The following is a 16,562-nucleotide window of genomic DNA, read 5'->3' as shown; positions in this document are numbered from 1 at the left end:
TTTCTGTGGGGCGATCGATCGAACCTCACCGGAGTCTTTCACGTCGGTCCGCTTGCCCGCCCGGTCCGCTCGCGAACACGCGCGCCACAGACGCGAAACCCTATGTAAGCTATTGGCCCGTAATGCAGCTGCCGATGCGGACGATCCGGACGATGACGCGCCTGTGGGCGGCCCTGGTCGCGCTCGGCCTCGCGATCGCCGTGCTGCTCGCGGCGCAGGCGGCGTGGCGCGCGGTCGCCGCGCATCGTGTCACGCCGCCGCCGCTGCCCGCCCCCGCCGGCTATGAGGCGGAGGATCATTTTCCCGGTGCCGCGCTGCTCTACGCCGTCGCCACCGTGCCCGCCGCCGGCGAGACCGCAGCACCGGCGGAGGGCGTCACCGGCACCACCGCCCTGCCCGCGCTCCCCGTTTCTGCCGCCGCGCTCGCCGCGGCGCTGCGCGACGGCGGCAGCGTCGCCGCGCCTTTCTCCACCACGGCGGCGATCAGCCTCGACCGGGCGCGCGCGCTCGAATGCCTGACCGCGGCAATCTATTACGAAGCCGCCTCCGAATCCGACGCCGGCCAGTCCGCGGTGGCGCAGGTGATCCTCAACCGGGCGCGCCACGCCGCGTTTCCCGCGACGGTGTGCGGCGTCGTCTATCAGGGATCGGAGCACGCCGGCTGCCAGTTCAGCTTCGCCTGCGACGGGGCGATGGCGCGGGTGCCGACGCGCGCCGCCTGGTCGCGCGCGGCGCGGCATGCGGCGATGGCGCTCGCCGGCTATGTCTATGCGCCGGTCGGCCTCGCGACGCATTACCACACCTATGCGGTGACGCCGGCGTGGAACCGGGCGATGGTGATGACCGACGTCGTCGGCGCGCACCTGTTCCACCGCTGGAAGGGCTTCTGGGGCACCCGTGCCGCGTTTGCCCGAAGCTATCGCGGCGGCGAGCCGGTGCCCGGCCCGCATCTGCGCCTCACCGCCCCGCCGGTCGCCCCGCCCCCCGAGCTGATCGCCGCCGCCGCGCCGCTGCCGGTGGCACCCGGGACGCCCGAGACGCCGCAGCCCGCCGCCAGCCCGACGCCGGACATGCTGCCGCCCGCCGCGACCGTGCTCGACAAGTGGAAGGACTCGGGCAAGCCGCTGTTCTAGCCGCCCGTGCGCCGCTCTCTTCGTCATCCCGGCGAAGGCCGGGACCCATGGTCACGGTGAACACCGTTGTTGTGCCGACCACCAGCCGCCCGGGTCCATGGGTCCCGGCTTCCGCCGGGATGACGGCGATGATGGAGGAGAACCGCTCCCCTCGACCGTCATCCCCGCGCCGGTGGTGATCCAAATTCCCAAGGTCGAGGGAAGCGCTACCTCAGCGTCTATGGATCCCCGCCTGCGCGGGGATGCCAGACGCGGGCGTAGGAACGGCACGTGGGGGACGACACCGCGCGGGGGGACGATGGTGCCAGGAAAAGCCGCCCCTATTTCGCGCCTTTCACATATGTGTCGAACCACGCGATCGACCGCGCCCGCACGTCGCTCGCCTGATCGGGCGCGCTCACGCAATGGCCGGCGTCGGGATAGATCACCAGGCTCACCGGCACGCCGCGGTCCTTCAGCGCATGCCACCATTCGATCGACTGGGTCGGCGGCACCTCGATGTCGCGCTCGCCGACGTAGATGAAGGTCGGTGTCTTCGCCTTCTTCGCCTGATAGACCGCCGACACGTCCTCATAGGCCTTGATGTCGTCGTACATCGACTTGCCGAAGAACGGCAGCAGCCATTGGTCGATGCCGTTGGTGCCGTAATAGCTTACCCAGTTCGACAGGCCGGCACCGGCGACGATTCCCTTGAACCGGTTGGTCTGGGTGTTGGCCCATATCGCCATGAAGCCGCCGTAGCTGCAGCCGCCGAGCCCCAGCCGCGCATCGTCGACCGGCGCGACGCGCTCGACCGCGTCGATCCCGGCGAGGATATCGCGCAGGTCGCCGCCGCCGAAGTCGCGCTTGTTGGCGGCGGTGAACGCCTCGCCCTGGCCGAAGCTACCGCGCGGGTTGGGCAGGAAGACGTAATAGCCCGCCTTGAGCAGCGCGCCGTTGGTCGACCCGGCCGAGACATAGCCGGGCATCGACGCCGCCGCCGGGCCGCCATGCACCATCGTGATCATCGGCGCCTTTCCCGTGCCCGCCGCCGCGTCGCGCGGCGCGAGCAGCCAGCCCTGCACGTCATAGCCCTCGTTCTTCCAGGCGATGCTGCGCGCGGTGGTCAGCGCCGGCGCGGCATCGTTGTCGTGCGTGATCTGCCGCACGCCATTGCCCCCGCCCGCAATCGGCCCGGCATAGATCGCCGGGGCATGTTCGTAATCCTGCACCACCGCCGCGGCGACGCGGCCGTCGGCGGAGAAGACGGCGCGGCCGTCGCCCGCCGCACTGCTCGCCGGCTTGGTGAAGCCCGGCGCCACCGGCTGGCCCGGCGTCAGCGTGCCGAACTGGATGCTGTCGCCCGCCAGCGTGACGGTGCGCAGCCCGGCGGCGGTCCAGTCGATCGTGGTCACCGTCGACTTGGCGCCGGCGGTGATGTTGCGCGGGCTGCCGCCGGACAGCGGCACGGTGAACACGTCGCCGCCGATCGAGCCGAAGTCGCTCATCAGCCCGCCGATATAGGCCACCGTCCGCCCGTCCGGCGAGACGCGCGGCTGGTTGAGCTGCGTCGCCAGCTTGGCGATCGGCCGCACCGCGCCGGTGCGCGCATCGATCGCGTCGAGCGACGCCACCCACCAATTGTTGTCGCCATTGCCGAGCGCCGTCGTCGCGACGAAGCCGCGACTGTCCGGCGTCCAGTCATATTCGTAGACGTAGCGGCCGGCGGGCGACAGCGGCGTCACCGTCGCCGCCGGCGTGGCTGCGGCCGCGATGTCGAACACTGCGAGCCGCTGTTCGTCGTTCTTCTCGCCGATCTCGCCGATCATCCGCACGCCCGCCTGCGTCGCGCCCGCTTCCTTGGCGGCGCCCAGCGTCACCAGCAACGCGATCCGCTTGCCGTCGGGCGAGACGCGCGGCGTCTGCGCGATGCCGGCGATCGTCGCGATGGTCCGCACCGCCTTGGCATCGGCATAGGTCAGCCGCACCGCCGCCGTATCACGCACCAGGAAGACGAGATCGCCATTCGGCGCGAAACTCAGCCCCGAATAGGTGCACGTCTTGCAGGGGTCGATCGTCCGCAGCACCCGCCCGTCCGCGACGGCGCGCACCGTCACCACGCCGTGGTTGCCGCTGCTCTCAACCGCGGCGATCCGGTCACCGGTCGGCGCGATCGCCAGCGCGCCATATTGATGCAGCGCCTGCGCGGCGGCGGGCGAGGTGGACGCGAGCAGGGCGGCAGCGAGGATCAGGCGCATCGGGACTCCGGCGGTCAGACAATATTCCTGACGCTTAACGCCTCGCCGCCGCGCCGCAAGCGGAACGCGGACACCGCGCCACGGGTTGAATCGGCGAGAGGAGCTAAACCATGACAGACCCAGCACAAACCGATTCGGTCACGCCGACGACGGAAACCCGCGATCCCAATCTTTCGACCGAGCATCAGCGCCCGGGCGATGCCCGCCGGCCCAGCGAGACGCTCGACAAAGGCCAGCCGCAGGGCGAGACGATCCCGCGCAAATCGTCGCTGCTCGGCAACGACTAAGCGGGATTCACATTCAGCCCAGTTCCTCCCCCCTGGCGGGGGAGAAATGTCTCCAAAGCTTGAATGTTGATACGGCCTAAAGCGTGGGAGTGCTCTCGCGAAGCCCAACGTAAAAGACGGATGCACCTCAGCACATGATAAACGGAAGGAGCCAGCGGCCCCTCCCCATTATGCCGCGCCGGCAGCCTCGCTGAAGCCACTGCCACGATCGGCGACCAGCGTCGGTGCCGGCCCGGTCGCGGGGCGCAGCGCCTCTTTCTCTTCCTCGGTCGGCACCGCGGTCGGATCGGGGCGGAACGCCTCGACCGCGCGACTGTCATTGCCGGGATGCGTGTCGCCCATCAGGTCGGTCGGCACATGCTCGGCGGCGGGATTGCCCGGCTGCTCCTCGAAATGCTTCTCGGTCTCCGCCATGCCGACCGGCGCGGCGGCCATCGTCGCCGGCCGTGGCGCGATCGGGCTGGTGGTGCTGTCGCCCGGCACCGCGCCGGCCCCCGCATCGTCGCCGCTGTCGTCGCGAACGTCATCGGCAAGCGGACGCGGCCGCGCGCCCGGCTTGGGGCCGAACGCCGCCGTTGCTGCGGTCCATGCCACCGCACCCGCCGCAAAGGCGCCGAGGCCGAAGCCGATCTTCTTATAATCCATCGCAAAGCGTCCCGGTTGCTGCTGTCGGGTCATCCAACGGTGCGGGTCGGGGCGGGTTCCGCCGGCGTCAGCAGTGCGACCAGCGCCGCGACCACCTGCACGTCGCTGAACGGCTTGGCGAGCAGTGGCATCGTCTGGAACCGCTCGGGCAGCGTATAGGGGCGGTTGGCCGACAGGAAGCTGTACGGCACGCCGATCGCGCCGAGCCGGTCGGCGACATCGAACGACATATGATCCATCAGCACGACGTTGAGCGTCGCCGCATCGGGGCGCGGGCGGCCGTGGTCGAGCGCGTCGAGCGCCTGTTGCGCGGTGGCGAACGGGCCGATCACCGATCCGCCGGCATCCGTAACGATCCCGTCGAGATGATCGGCCAGCAGCCACTCGTCCTCGACGATCAGGATGTGCCGCCCCGCAAGCGGATCGCCGCTGTTCAAGGTTTTCATGGTCCTGCAACAGGTTGGCGAAGCAATACGATCCCTCGCGATCAATCGCGGCGCCGGCTGCGGGGCGGGGGCGACGGTGATTTCCCGTGTCGCCACTTTGCTATAGGCGGGCCGACGATGCTCTCGCGCCTCGTCCTGACCGATTACCGCAACCATGCGGCGCTGGCGCTCGCCCCGGGTCCCGGCTTCGTCGTGCTCACCGGCGAGAATGGCGCGGGCAAGACCAACGTGCTCGAAGCGGTGTCGCTGCTCGCGCCCGGCCGCGGGCTGCGCCGCGCCGCGCTCGCCGACATGCAGCGGCAGGGCGGCGGCGGCGGCTTCGGCATCGCCGCGACGCTCGCCGCGGCGGGCGGCGACGTCGAGATCGCCACCGGCGCGCTCGCGTCCGCGCCGGAACGCCGCCAGCTGCGCATCCAGGGCGCGGCCGCCACCGCCAACACGCTGGCCGAATGGCTGACGGTGCTGTGGCTGACCCCGGCGATGGACCGCTTGTTCGTCGAGCCCGCCGGCGAGCGCCGCCGCTTCCTTGACCGCCTGACGCTCGCGCTGGTTCCCGCCCATGCCCATCACGCCGCGCGCTACGAAGCGGCGATGCGCGCGCGCAACCGGCTGCTCGCCGCGGACGAGCCCGCCGACCCCGAGTGGCTGACCGCGCTCGAAACGCAGATGGCCGACCATGGCGGCGCGATCGAGACCGCGCGCCGCACCACCGTTGGGCTGCTCGGCGAACGGCTTGCCGATCAGCCCGACGGCCCGTTCGCCCGCGCCGCGCTGGCGCTGGAGGGGTGGAGCGGCGACGCGGCGCATTTGCTCGACGCGCTGCGCCAGGGCCGCCCGCGCGACGCCGCCGCCGGCCGCGCGCTCGCCGGCCCGCATCGCGCCGATCTCGCCGTCACCCATCTCGGCAAGCGCCAGCCGGCGGCGCTCGCCTCGACCGGCGAGCAGAAGGCGCTGCTGCTCGGCATCGTCCTCGCCCATGCCGAGCTGGTCGCGCAGCGGACCGGCCACGCCCCGATCCTCCTCCTCGACGAGGTCGCCGCGCATCTCGACCCCGTCCGCCGCGCGGCGCTGTTCGCGCGGCTGGCGGATCACGGCCAGGTATGGATGACCGGGACCGAACCCGGCCTGTTCGCGGCGATCGGGGCGGATGCAACGCGGGTGGAGCTGGGGTAGCGCTTCCCAACCGGCCGCCGCCCGCCAACATTCGTCATCCCGGCGAACGCCGGGACCCATGGCAACGGAACGGCCGTGATGCGCATCGCCGTCAGCGACACCGCGACCATGGTTCCCGGCATTCGCCGGGATGACGAAAGGGAAAAGACGGGGGCAACGGACACGGGGGGACGCCCTCCACTCCTCCCGCCCATTTCGCTTTCGTTCCGCCCCCGCAATCCCTATATCCTCGCTATGGCAGAACCCCAGAATGCGAACGAATACGGCGCCTCCTCGATCAAGGTGCTGAAGGGCCTCGACGCGGTGCGTAAGCGGCCGGGCATGTACATCGGCGACACCGACGACGGATCGGGCCTCCACCACATGGTGTTCGAGGTCAGCGACAATGCCATCGACGAGGCGCTCGCCGGCCATTGCGACCGGATCGACATCCAGCTCAACGCCGACGGCTCGGTCAGCGTCACCGACAACGGCCGCGGCATCCCGACCGGCATCCACCCCGAAGAGGGCGTCTCGGCGGCCGAGGTCATCATGACCCAACTCCACGCCGGCGGTAAGTTCGAAAATACCAGCGATGACAATGCCTACAAGGTGTCGGGGGGGTTGCATGGCGTTGGTGTGTCGGTGGTCAATGCGCTGAGCGAATTTCTCGATCTCACGATCTGGCGCGATGGCCAGGAGCATTATATGCGCTTCGCGTTCGGCGATGCGGTCGCGCCGCTCAAGGTCGTCGGCCCCGCCGCGCCCGGCCAGAAGGGGACGCGCGTCACCTTCCTGCCCTCGCCTGCCACCTTCAAGATCACCGAATTCGACTTCGAGAAGCTCGAGCACCGCTATCGCGAGCTGGCGTTCCTCAACTCGGGCGTCCGCCTGTTCCTCACCGACGCGCGCCACGACGAGCCCAAGACGGTGGAGCTTTATTACGAGGGCGGCATCGCCGCGTTCGTCAAATGGCTCGACCGCGCCAAGACGCCGCTCTTCCCCGAGCCGATCGCGATCAACGGCCAGCGCGACGAGGTCGGCATCGACGTCGCGCTCGAATGGAACGATTCCTATTACGAGAACGTCCTCGCCTTCACCAACAACATCCCGCAGCGCGACGGCGGCACCCACCTCGCCGCCTTCCGCGCCGCGCTGACCCGCACGCTCAACAATTATGCCGAAAAGTCGGGCCTCCTGAAGAAGGAGAAGGTGACGCTTACCGGCGACGACATGCGCGAAGGCCTGACCGCGATCGTCTCGGTCAAGCTGCCCGACCCCAAGTTCAGCAGCCAGACCAAGGACAAGCTCGTCTCGTCCGAGGTGCGCCAGCCGCTCGAATCGCTGATGGCCGACAAGCTCGCCGAATGGCTCGAGGAGAATCCGGCGCACGGCAAGGCGATCGTCGGCAAGATCATCGACGCCGCCGCCGCGCGCGAAGCCGCCAAGAAGGCGCGCGAGCTGACCCGGCGCAAGGGCGTGATGGACATCGCCAGCCTGCCCGGCAAGCTCGCCGACTGTCAGGAGAAGGACCCGGCCAAGTCCGAACTGTTCCTCGTCGAGGGCGATTCGGCCGGCGGCTCGGCCAAACAGGGCCGCGACCGCCATTTCCAGGCAATCCTGCCGCTGCGCGGCAAGATCCTCAACACCGAGCGCGCGCGCTTCGACCGGATGATCTCCAGCCGCGAAATCGGCACGCTGATCCAGGCGATGGGCACCGGCATCGGCCGCGACGACTTCAACGCCGACAAGCTGCGCTACCACAAGATCGTCATCATGACCGACGCCGACGTCGACGGCGCGCATATCCGCACGCTGCTGCTGACCTTCTTCTACCGGCAGATGCCCGAGCTGATCACCCGCGGTCACCTCTTCATCGCGCAGCCGCCGCTGTACAAGGCCACCAAGGGTCGGTCGGAAGTCTATCTCAAGGACGATGCCGCGCTCGACGAATATCTGGTCGATGCCGGCGTCTCGACGATGGTGTTCGACGCGCCGAGCGGCACCCGTTCGGGCGCCGACCTCAAGAGCCTGCTCGACCATGCCCGCCGCATGCGCACGCTGATGCGCTACGTGCCGCGCCGCTACGATCCGGTGATCATCGAGGTGCTGGCGCTCGCCGGTGCGCTCGACCCGACCTTCACCCGCGAACAGCGCGCGGCGACGGTCGCCGAGGTCACCCGGCGGCTCGAGTCGGGCGACGAGGAGGCGCGCTGGACGGCGCGGCTCACCGAGGACGGCGGCATCCACTTCGAGCGGCTGTGGCGCGGCGTCACCGACCATCACATCGTCGAGGCGACCTTCCTCGCCAGCGCCGAGGCGCGCAAGCTGCACGGCCTCGCCGCCGAACAGGCGGAAAGCTTCGTCGCCGCGGGCAAGCTGATGCCGATCAAGGGCGTCTCGGTCGCCGCCGCCGAGCCGGAGCCCGCCGCCGGCAGCGGCGAGGATGGTGAGGAGAATGCCGGCCAGATCGGCAGCGTCACCACCACCGTCTCCCGCGGCGAGAGCCTCGTCGCACGGCCCTCGCAATTGCTCGACGCGATCCTCGCGGCGGGGCGCAAGGGCCTCGCGATCCAGCGCTACAAGGGTCTGGGCGAGATGAACGCCGACCAATTGTGGGAAACCACGCTCGATCCGTCCAACCGCACGATGCTGCGCGTCACCTCGGACGACGTCTCGGCCGCCGACGTGATCTTCACCCAGCTGATGGGCGAAGTGGTCGAACCGCGCCGCGAATTCATCCAGGACAATGCGCTGAACGTCGCCAATCTGGACGTTTGATAATCCGCGGGCCGTGGGGGGGTAGGTCCTCCCCCGGACTGTGGCGCGGCGAGGCGCTGACGGCGAGGATACGGCGAACGTGGTCGTATGCGGAGACGCCCCCTCCACCACCCGGCTGCGCCGGGCGGTCCCCCTCCCCCGCTACGCGAGGGAGGACTTTGCTGCACTCGTCGCCGGGTGAGAATGGTTCGGCTGTCGAGATGATCTTCGTCGGCGCTGAGTGCCCCTGATTCCTCCCGTTATGGTAGGGGGATCGGATAGGAGCGTCCGTGTGAGCCCGGCCGTCTTCCAACTCCACCCCGTCACCCCGGACTTGTTCCGGGGTCCACTCTGCGGCGAGGAGAAAGGCTTGATTGGATACCGTTCTCTTGTTGCCCGGTGGACCCCGGAACGAGTCCGGGGTGACGGATAAGAAGAGGAAACCGATCGAACCTCATCACCGCAGCCATGTGCGATAGCCCTCCCCCGCCAGGGGAGGTGGCCGGCCAACAGCCTGACGGAGAGGATGGATACGGCGATTCACCGTCTGCGAAACGCCCCCTTACGACCGGTTCCTCAGCGCACGGAAGGCGTGCTCACGCCGCCAGCCGCTGCGTCATCCCCAGCCAGTCGCGCGCCTGGCGCTGCGCCAGCGCGATCTCGCGCGCGGTCATGTCCTCGGCGACTTCGGCGCGCGCATCGGCGGCTTCGCTGAGGCCCGCCACCGCGGCCAGATTGAACCATTTGTGCGCCTCGATCAGATCGACCCCCGCCCCCGCGGTGCCGGTCTGGTAGCACACGCCGAGGTCGAACAGCGCCTCCGGCCGGCCGCGCCGCGCATCGGCGATCCGGCTGTCTATAAGATACTGTGCGCTCGTGAAACTCTTGCCCATCGTCTGCCCCCATTCGTCATGACGGCACCATCGGCGATTCGTTTTGCGAATAGGTTAACGCAGCGGCAACCCGGCGGGTCAGGCGCCTGGTTCGACCGCGACATTGTCGATCAGCCGCGTCGCCCCCATCCGCGCCGCGGCGAGCAGCCGGCGCGGACGATCCGCGGCGGGCGACTCGGCCAGCGTCTCGGCATCGGCAAGCGCGATATAATCGACGGCGAAGCCCGCCGCGATCAGCGTCGCCCGCGCCTCGGCGAGCGCGGTCTCGACATCGTCGCCGCGCGCCACCGCCCGCGCCGCCACGCCGAGCGCGCGCGGCAGGGCCACCGCCTTGGCGCGCTGCTCGTCGTCGAGATAGATGTTGCGCGAGGACAGCGCGAGCCCGTCATCGTCGCGCTGGGTCGGCACGCCGACGATCTCGATCCCCATGTCGAGATCGGCGACGACGCGACGGATCACGCTGAGCTGCTGGAAATCCTTCTCGCCGAAATAGGCGATGTCGGCACCGGTCTGGTTGAACAATTTGGTGACGACGGTGGCGACGCCGTCGAAATGCCCCGGCCGCGCCGCGCCGTCCAGGCCGTCGCTGACCCCGGTGACGCTGATATTGGTCGCGAAGCCCGCCGGATACATCACCTCGACCGGCGGCAGCCACAGCAGGTCGCAGCCGCCCTCGGCGAGCAGCCGCGCGTCCGCCGCCTCGCGCCGCGGATAGCGGGCGAGGTCCTCGTTCGGGCCGAATTGCCTGGGATTGACGAAGATCGACGCGATCACCTTCGTTCCCGGCCGGCGCGCCGCCTCGATCAGCGCCATATGGCCCGCATGCAGCGCCCCCATCGTCGGCACGAGCGCGATCGTCGCGCCATCCGCACGATAGCCGGCCACCGCCGCGCGCAGCCCGTCCAGGTCTCGAACCGTCAGCACCGTTTAATCCCTCGAACAATGAGCGCGCGGCTTCTATGAAGAGCATCGTGACCGAGCAACCCGCCAGCATCGATAAGGAACGAACCGTGCCCGCAGGGCCACACGTCATCGTCTTCGCCAACGAAAAGGGCGGCACCGGCAAATCGACGACCGCGGTGCACGTCGCCATCGCGCTCGCCGCCAAGGGGGCCAAGGTCGCCTGTTTCGACCTCGACCATCGCCAGCGCACCGTCGGCCGCTATCTCGAAAACCGTGCCGCGACGATCAAGCGGACCGGCAGCGACCTGCCGATGCCCGTCCATGCGACGCATGACGGGGTCAGCGAAGAGGTGTTCGAGGAAACGTGGCAGCGGCTGTCCGAGGGCGCCGACTTCCTGATCGTCGACACCCCCGGCCGCGACGATTATTTCGCGCGCACCGCCGCGGCGCTGTCCAACACCCTGGTCACGCCGATGAACGACAGTTTCGTCGACTTCGACCTGATCGGCCAGGTCGATCCCGAGACGTTCAACGTCACCCGCCCCAGTTTCTATTCGGAGCTGATCTGGGATGCGCGCAAGCAGCGCGCGCGCGCCGACGGGACGCAGATCGACTGGGTCGTGCTGCGCAACCGCCTGCAGCATATCGAGGCGCGCAACATGCGCCGCGTCTCCGACGCTCTGGGCCAGCTCGCCAAGCGGGTCGGCTTCCGCATCATTCCCGGCCTCGGCGAACGCGTGATCTATCGCGAGCTGTTCCCGGCCGGGCTGACGATGATCGATTCGAAGGAATTCGGCGCGATGGGCCTCGGCCACGTCGCCTCGCGCCAGGAATTGCGCGAGATGATGAGCGCGTTGCAGCTGCCCGAGCCCGCCGCGCCGCAGTTCGCCGCATGAAGTGGCTGCTCGCCATCGGGCTGATCTGGCTCGCCTGGCATTATCTCCGCCCCGCGCCCAAGCGCGTCAAGCTCACCGACATGCAGCGCGCGCGCCGGGTGCTCGGCCTGCGCGCCGATGCCGACGAGGGCGAGATCCGTGCCGCGCATCGCCGCCTGCTCGCCGACGTGCATCCCGACCGCGGCGGCTCGGCGGAGGCGAGTACCGAGATCAACGCGGCCCGCGACCTGCTGCTCGGCGCGCTGCGGCGCAACGGATGACGCATCGCCTGTCGCCCGCGATCCTGCGGGAATATGACGTGCGCGGCACCGTCGGCCGCAATCTCGGCGCGCCCGATGCGGTGGCGATCGGCCGCAGCTTCGCGACGCGCGTGCGCGCCGCGGGCGGCCAGCGCGTCGCGGTCGGCCGCGACGGCCGCCTGTCCTCGCCCGAGCTGGAGGCGGCCCTGGTCGCCGGCCTCACCGCCGGCGGCGTCGACGTCGTGCGGATCGGCGTCGGCCCGACGCCGATGCTCTATTTCGCCGAAGCGACGCTTGCCGTGGATGCCGGCATCCACGTCACCGGCAGCCACAATCCGCGTGACGACAATGGCTTCAAGATGGTCCTCGGCCATCGCTCCTTCTACGGCGTCGACGTGCAGGATCTCGCCCGCCTCGCCGCCGCAGGCGCGTGGAGCGACGGCGCCGGCAGCGTCAGCGATGCCGACGTGCTCGACGCCTATGTCGCGCGGCTGCTCGCCGGCCATCGCGGCGGCGCCTATCGGATCGGCTGGGATTGCGGCAACGGCGCCGCCGGCCCCGCGGTCGCGGCGCTGACCGCACGCCTCCCCGGCGAGCACCACCTGCTCTATACCGAGGTCGACGGCCGCTTCCCCAACCACCACCCCGACCCGACCGAAGAGCATAATCTCGAAGACCTCAAGGCGCTGGTGCGGGCCGAGGGGCTCGACTTCGGCATCGCCTTCGACGGCGACGGCGACCGGATCGGCGCGGTCGACGGCGCCGGCCGCGTGCTATGGGGCGACCAGTTGCTCAGCCTGCTGATCGCGCCGGTGCTCGCCGCGGTGCCCGGCGCGACCGTGGTCGCCGACGTCAAATCCTCGCAATTCGTCTTCGACCGCATCCGCGACCTCGGCGGCACACCGGTGATGGGTGCGACCGGGCACAGCCTGATGAAGGAGGCGATGCTCGCGCATCACGCGCCGATTGCCGGCGAGCTGAGCGGCCACATCTTCTTCGCGCACGACTGGTACGGCTTCGACGACGCGCTCCACGCCGCGGTGCAGTTGATCGGCGCGGTGCATGACTCGGGCCGCTCGCTCACCCAGTTGCGCGACGACATGCCGCCATTGGTCAACACCCCCGACCTGCGCTTTCCCGTCGATCCCGCGCGCAAGGTTGCGGTGATCGACGCGGTGCGCCAGCGGCTCGAGGCGGCGGGGGCGGACGTCGTCGCGATCGACGGCGTCCGCGTGACGACGCCGCGCGGCTGGTGGCTGCTGCGCGCCTCGAACACGCAGGACGTGCTCACCGCCCGCGCCGAAGCCGCCGATCAGGCCGGGCTCGATGCGTTGCTCGCCGAGATCGACGCGGCGCTGGCGGCGTGCGGCGTCACGCGCGATTGACAGCCGCCGGCCGCCGGATAGGGTCGGCGCATGGTGGGGACCTATAGCAACGAACGACCGGTCGACAGCTTCCGGTCGAGCACCAACCGCTGGCTGTTCGGCAGCTTCACCGGCTGGCTGACCATCCTGGCCTGCGCGATCGGCGTCGGCCTGGTGGTGATCGCGGTGCGCTGGCTGCAGAACCTGTCCGCCGCCTATGAGATCACCGACCAGCGGCTGATCGTGAAGCGCGGCCTCGTCATGAAGTCGATCGACGAGATCGAATTGTACCGGATCAAGGACGTGCGCGTCGACTATTCGCTGGTCAACCAGATCACCGACATCGGCACGATCACCATCACCTCGACCGACCGCACCACCGGCAACACGCAGTTCATCCTGCGCGACATTCCCGCCGCGCGCGAACGCCGCGAGGGCATCCGCAAACTCGTCGACCGCGCCCGCCGCCTGCGTGGGGTGCGTGAGATGGATATCGACGACGACGATTACCGCTGAGGCCGCCCTACGCCCTCGTCATCCCGGACTCGGTCCGGGGTACACTCTGCGGCGAGGAGAACGGCAAGCGCTTCCTGCGTTGCTCCCGCGGTCCGGTGGACCCCCGAACCAGTCCGGGGTGACGGGTGGATGGAACGACCTGCACTCCCCCTTCCCACTGGCATAATCGGCTGCAAGCGCCCATTTAGGGCATAATGCGACCGACCCCACAGATCATCCGCGTCATCGACCTCGAAACCACCGGCAGCGCGCCGCCGGCGCATGGCGTGTGCGAGATCGGCTGGCAGGACGTCGCGCTCCAGAAGGACGGCCGCTGGGAGCTGGAGGGCGAAGGCGGCGCGATCCTCGTCAACCCCGGCCGCGCGATCCCGCCGATCACCCAGGCGATCCACCATATCCTCGACGAGGATGTCGCCGACGCCCCCTGGTGGCACGACGTCGCGCGCCGCGTGCTCGATCCCTATCCGCGCCGCGTCGCGCTCGCCGCGCACCGGGCCGATTTCGAGCAGCAATTCTGCACGCCGAACCTGACCCACGGCCAGGAATGGATCTGCACCTGGAAATGCGCGCTGCGGCTGTGGCCGGATTCGCCGAGCTTCTCCAATCAGGTGCTGCGCTACTGGCGCAAGCCCGACGGCCTCGACCAGAGCCGCGGCCTGCCCGTCCACCGCGCCTTCCCCGACGCCTATGTCACCGCGCATCATCTGCGCGACCAGCTCAACGAGGCGAGCGTCGCACAATTGCTCGACTGGTCGCGCACCCCGGGTCTGATCCCGCGCGTCCGCTACGGCCCGCATCGCGGCAAGGCGTGGAGCGAGCTCGATCACGAGAGCCTGATGGCCTTCATGACCGACCGTGATCCCGACATCCGCTTCACCGCCAACGCCGAGATGGACCGCCGCAGCGGCGGCGGCGCGGTCGGCCGCGCGACGACGCAGGAATTGCTGCTGTAGGCATCGCACTCCGCAGGCAGGCAGACGCCTCCCACCGTTCGCGCTGAGCCTGTCGAAGGGCAGGTGAGACCCAAAGCCCTCGACAGGCTCAGGGCGAACGGGGTGGGTAGCCGGCATCGCCAGCCGTCCCATCCCGACAGCATCGCTGGCGTAACGACACCGGCTCGCGTAAAGCCCCGCGCGTGATCAGAAAAGTCCGCAACCCGTTCGTCGTGTCCGAGGGTCGTTTCGGCCGCGTGCTCGTCACGTTCATGGCGCTCGGCTTCCTCGCGCTGGTCGCGGCGGGATTCGGTGCCGCCTGGGCGACCCGGCAGAACGAGGACCATACCCGCTGGGTCAACCACACCTATGAGGTCGAGCTGGCGGTCAGCAACGCGCGCCGCCTGATCGAACAGGGCGAGGCGTCGCGGCGCGGCTTTCTGCTGACCGGCAATCCCGAATATCGCGATGCCTATCATCGCTGGTCGGCGGCGACCCCCACCGCGCTCGGCTATCTCCAGCATCTGACCCGCGACAATCCGGAGCAGATCGCGACGCTGCGGCTGCTGCGCGACGAGATCCAGGCGCTGCTCACCCAGCGGGCGCGGACGATCGCGCTGATCGATTCGGGCCAGGCCGACACCGCCGTCCGCCTCTTCCGCACCGAGGCGAGCGTGCGCCGCCTGTCGACGATCCGCGACGCGTTCGAACGGATGGCGGTCACCGAGCGCCGGCTGCTCGCCGAGCGCGACGCCGCGCAGCGCGCCAGCGTGCGCATCTTCTACGTCATCCTCGCGCTCGCCGCGGTGATCCTGGTGCTGGTCGCGCTCGCCTCGCTGCTCATCGTGCTCGGCTACACCCGCGACCTCGCCCGCTCGCGCGATTCGCTGCGCCAGTTCAACGAGCATCTCGAGGAGACGGTGCACGAGCGCACCGCCGATCTCAGCCGCGCCAACGAAGAGATCCAGCGGTTCGCCTATATCGTCAGCCACGACCTGCGCTCGCCGCTGGTCAACGTGATGGGCTTCACCGCCGAACTCGCCGCCGCGACTGCGCCGCTCAGCGAGCTGGTCGATCGCGCCGAGGCGGAGGCGCCGCATATCGTCAGCGAGGAGGCGAGGCTCGCGGTGCGCGAGGACCTGCCCGAATCGATCGGCTTCATCCGCACCTCGACGCAGAAGATGGACCGGCTGATCAACGCGATCCTCAAGCTGTCGCGCGAGGGCCGCCGCGTCATCACACCCGAGGCGATCGATCCCGGCGCGATCGCCGACACCGTCGCCGGCTCGATCCGCCACCTGCTCGACGAGCGCGGCATCAGCTTCAGCGTGCGCCGGCCGATCCCGCAGATCGTTACCGACCGCGTCGCGATCGAGCAGATCCTGTCGAACCTGATCGAGAACGCCACCAAATACCTTCAGCCCGGCCGCCCCGGCGTCATCACCGTGTCCGGCGAACAGCGCCGCGACCGCGTGATCCTGTCGGTCACCGACAACGGCCGCGGCATCGATCCGCGCGATCACCAGCGCATCTTCGACCTGTTCCGCCGCTCGGGCCAGCAGGACCAGCCCGGCGAGGGGATCGGGCTGGCGCACGTGCGGGCGCTCGCCTATCGTCTCGGCGGCATGATCGACGTGGAGAGCGAACCGGGCCGCGGGTCGACTTTCCGCCTCAACCTTCCCAAGACCTACGTCAGTCAGGACAGCGCAGCATGAACGCCCATCAATCCGTCGGCATCGTGATGATCGAGGACGACGAAGGCCATGCCCGGCTGATCGAGAAGAACATCCGTCGCGCCGGCATCCTCAACGACATCAAGCATTTCACCGACGGCACCCAGGCGCTCCACCATCTGTTCGAGGCGGAGGACGGCCCCGCCAAGGGCGCGCCCGCGCTGATCCTGCTCGATCTCAACCTGCCCGACATGAGCGGCACCGACATCCTGCAGCAGATCAAGGCGGAGGGCAGCCCGCTCAAGCGCACGCCCGTCGTCGTGCTGACCACCACCGACGACAAGATCGAGATCCAGCGCTGCTACGATCTCGGCTGCAACGTCTACATCACCAAGCCGGTCAATTACGAAAGCTTCGCACAGGCGATCCGCCAGCTCGGCCTGTTCCTGTCGGTGATCCAGGTCCCCGCGGTCGAGGACCATTGAT

16 protein-coding genes are annotated in these 16,562 nt (G+C 69.3%); 11 read left to right on the top strand and 5 right to left on the bottom strand.

The features are described from left to right. The first annotated feature begins 152 nt into the window (after nucleotides 1-152). Entirely contained in the window at nucleotides 153-1,133 is a 981-nt protein-coding gene (locus tag HD841_RS18050) for a cell wall hydrolase (protein WP_179510277.1), read from the top strand. A gap of 320 nt (nucleotides 1,134-1,453) precedes the next feature. Here HD841_RS18050 and HD841_RS18045 read toward each other — a convergent pair whose 3' ends face one another. Further along, nucleotides 1,454-3,370 (bottom strand): prolyl oligopeptidase family serine peptidase, encoded by a 1,917-nt coding sequence (locus tag HD841_RS18045; protein WP_179510276.1) that lies wholly within the window; start codon nucleotides 3,368-3,370, stop codon nucleotides 1,454-1,456. A gap of 110 nt (nucleotides 3,371-3,480) precedes the next feature. Between HD841_RS18045 and HD841_RS18040 the strand changes: the two genes are divergently transcribed. Next, nucleotides 3,481-3,657: a hypothetical protein gene (locus tag HD841_RS18040; RefSeq protein ID WP_179510275.1), complete on the top strand. Its 177-nt coding sequence runs from the start codon at nucleotides 3,481-3,483 to the stop codon at nucleotides 3,655-3,657. A 168-nt stretch (nucleotides 3,658-3,825) separates the two neighbouring features. On the opposite strand, the gene HD841_RS18035 is transcribed toward HD841_RS18040, so the two are convergent. Beyond that, on the bottom strand, nucleotides 3,826-4,302 hold the full coding sequence (locus HD841_RS18035; protein WP_179510274.1) for a hypothetical protein: 477 nt from the start codon (nucleotides 4,300-4,302) through the stop codon (nucleotides 3,826-3,828). A 29-nt stretch (nucleotides 4,303-4,331) separates the two neighbouring features. Then, a complete protein-coding gene (locus HD841_RS18030; RefSeq protein ID WP_179510273.1) occupies nucleotides 4,332-4,748 on the bottom strand; it encodes a response regulator in 417 nt (138 codons plus the stop codon). Between the two features lie 117 nt (nucleotides 4,749-4,865). On the opposite strand from HD841_RS18030, the gene recF reads away from it, so the two are divergent. Further along, nucleotides 4,866-5,921 (top strand): DNA replication/repair protein RecF, encoded by a 1,056-nt coding sequence (recF, locus tag HD841_RS18025; RefSeq protein WP_179510272.1) that lies wholly within the window; start codon nucleotides 4,866-4,868, stop codon nucleotides 5,919-5,921. Nucleotides 5,922-6,155: 234 nt separating this feature from the next. Beyond that, nucleotides 6,156-8,681: a DNA topoisomerase (ATP-hydrolyzing) subunit B gene (gyrB, locus tag HD841_RS18020; protein ID WP_179510271.1), complete on the top strand. Its 2,526-nt coding sequence runs from the start codon at nucleotides 6,156-6,158 to the stop codon at nucleotides 8,679-8,681. A gap of 575 nt (nucleotides 8,682-9,256) precedes the next feature. Here the strand turns inward: gyrB and HD841_RS18015 are convergent. Both HD841_RS18015 and panC read right to left on the bottom strand, forming a co-directional pair. Further along, a complete protein-coding gene (locus HD841_RS18015; protein ID WP_179510270.1) occupies nucleotides 9,257-9,553 on the bottom strand; it encodes a sel1 repeat family protein in 297 nt (98 codons plus the stop codon). 78 nt (nucleotides 9,554-9,631) lie between these two features. Next, on the bottom strand, nucleotides 9,632-10,477 hold the full coding sequence (gene panC / locus HD841_RS18010; RefSeq protein ID WP_179510269.1) for a pantoate--beta-alanine ligase: 846 nt from the start codon (nucleotides 10,475-10,477) through the stop codon (nucleotides 9,632-9,634). Between the two features lie 86 nt (nucleotides 10,478-10,563). Between panC and HD841_RS18005 the strand changes: the two genes are divergently transcribed. The 7 genes from HD841_RS18005 to HD841_RS17975 all read left to right on the top strand — a co-directional run bounded on the left by HD841_RS18005 (nucleotide 10,564) and on the right by HD841_RS17975 (nucleotide 16,561). Further along, nucleotides 10,564-11,352 (top strand): division plane positioning ATPase MipZ, encoded by a 789-nt coding sequence (locus HD841_RS18005; protein WP_179510350.1) that lies wholly within the window; start codon nucleotides 10,564-10,566, stop codon nucleotides 11,350-11,352. Further along, nucleotides 11,349-11,612 (top strand): J domain-containing protein, encoded by a 264-nt coding sequence (locus HD841_RS18000; protein WP_179510268.1) that lies wholly within the window; start codon nucleotides 11,349-11,351, stop codon nucleotides 11,610-11,612. The genes HD841_RS18005 and HD841_RS18000 overlap by 4 nt, the downstream gene beginning before the upstream one ends. After that, nucleotides 11,609-12,976 (top strand): phosphoglucomutase/phosphomannomutase PgmG, encoded by a 1,368-nt coding sequence (gene pgmG, locus HD841_RS17995; RefSeq protein WP_179510267.1) that lies wholly within the window; start codon nucleotides 11,609-11,611, stop codon nucleotides 12,974-12,976. The genes HD841_RS18000 and pgmG overlap by 4 nt, the downstream gene beginning before the upstream one ends. A gap of 30 nt (nucleotides 12,977-13,006) precedes the next feature. Further along, nucleotides 13,007-13,471, top strand: coding sequence for a PH domain-containing protein (locus HD841_RS17990; RefSeq protein ID WP_179510266.1), 465 nt, complete (start codon nucleotides 13,007-13,009; stop codon nucleotides 13,469-13,471). 194 nt (nucleotides 13,472-13,665) lie between these two features. Continuing rightward, nucleotides 13,666-14,424, top strand: coding sequence for an exonuclease domain-containing protein (locus tag HD841_RS17985; protein ID WP_218845638.1), 759 nt, complete (start codon nucleotides 13,666-13,668; stop codon nucleotides 14,422-14,424). A gap of 182 nt (nucleotides 14,425-14,606) precedes the next feature. Next, nucleotides 14,607-16,118 (top strand): sensor histidine kinase, encoded by a 1,512-nt coding sequence (locus tag HD841_RS17980; RefSeq protein WP_179510265.1) that lies wholly within the window; start codon nucleotides 14,607-14,609, stop codon nucleotides 16,116-16,118. Further along, nucleotides 16,115-16,561 carry a response regulator gene (locus HD841_RS17975; protein ID WP_179510264.1) on the top strand — a complete coding sequence of 149 codons (447 nt, stop codon included), beginning with the start codon at nucleotides 16,115-16,117 and terminating at the stop codon, nucleotides 16,559-16,561. The genes HD841_RS17980 and HD841_RS17975 overlap by 4 nt, the downstream gene beginning before the upstream one ends. Nucleotide 16,562: the final 1 nt, after the last annotated feature.

It is taken from the genome of Sphingomonas melonis, assembly GCF_013409985.1.
Classification (GTDB): domain Bacteria; phylum Pseudomonadota; class Alphaproteobacteria; order Sphingomonadales; family Sphingomonadaceae; genus Sphingomonas; species Sphingomonas melonis_A.
This window is presented reverse-complemented; position numbering and strand designations above follow the sequence as displayed.